The sequence below is a fragment of the Oleiphilus sp. HI0061 genome (assembly GCF_001635675.1).
Genome location: NZ_LWFE01001729.1, coordinates 1 through 972, shown reverse-complemented (window position 1 = coordinate 972; position 972 = coordinate 1). Strand labels below are relative to the sequence as shown.

Below are 972 nucleotides of genomic sequence, written 5' to 3'. Positions count from 1 at the left end.
GCATAGAAAAAGGATTAGCTTCAAACTGGCTATTCTCACAGCTTAAAGTTGGAGACGAAATCAATGTCAGTAAGGCGCAGGGACAATTTGTATTACCCTACCACCCTCCAGGAAAGATTCTTTTTCTCTCTGCAGGAAGCGGCATAACTCCCGTCATGTCAATGCTTCGCTACCTGTCAAAAACAGGTAACCGCAGTGATATTGTGTTTATAAATTACGCTAAGTCAGCCAAAGATCTTATTTTTAAAAAAGAGATTGAAGAGTTAACAAGCAGTCGCTCAAATATTAATAGTCAGTTTGTGCTAGAAACTGGCTCACGCGGAAAGAAAAGCGGCCTAATAAATAGTTCACAACTTCAATCACTCGTTCCTGACTTATCAAGTCGCGACATCTACATGTGTGGCCCCCAAGGTTTTATGAAGGCATCTATGGAAATATTTGAGCAGCTAAGCATAGCCCCTTCAAAAATCCATCTAGAGAACTTCACTTCAGACCTGGCTGATGCCAGTACATTAGGCTACTCGAGCGAGCTTCAATTCGACTCCTTAGATGCATCAGTCGTATCAAGCCCAGCAAGAACAATATTGCAGGAAGCTGAAGCGGCCGGTTTGAAGCCTAAATCAGCATGCCGCACCGGAATCTGCCGAACCTGCCGCTGCAAGAAAGTTTCAGGCACTACCGTCAATCTAGCAACCGGGGAAGAGTCGACAAAAGATAATGACTACATCCTTCCCTGCATATCCGTTGCGAAAACAGCAACTCACATCGAGTTATAGGACAGTTTTATGAGCAATCAAAGCAAGGTTCAAGAAAGTACAAAAAAAACACTGGTCGATATTAAAACAGCGTTTAAAAGTAGCGATAAGCCAGATTTAAGCCCTCAGCAAATCAATGACTTCCAAAAAGAACTGGACGAGTTACGCTACTCTATCGAGTCAAAGCTAGGAAAAGAAGATATCGACTATTTTCAAC

General features: G+C 42.6%; 2 protein-coding genes. Both read left to right on the top strand.

Annotated elements, in window-relative coordinates; genetic code table 11:
* Nucleotides 1-776: flavin reductase family protein (locus tag A3735_RS26535; protein ID WP_068638963.1), on the top strand; the 776-nt coding region annotated here is incomplete at its 5' end.
* A 9-nt stretch (nucleotides 777-785) separates the two neighbouring features.
* On the top strand, nucleotides 786-972 hold a 187-nt coding region (locus A3735_RS26530), incomplete at its 3' end, for a hypothetical protein (protein WP_197486067.1).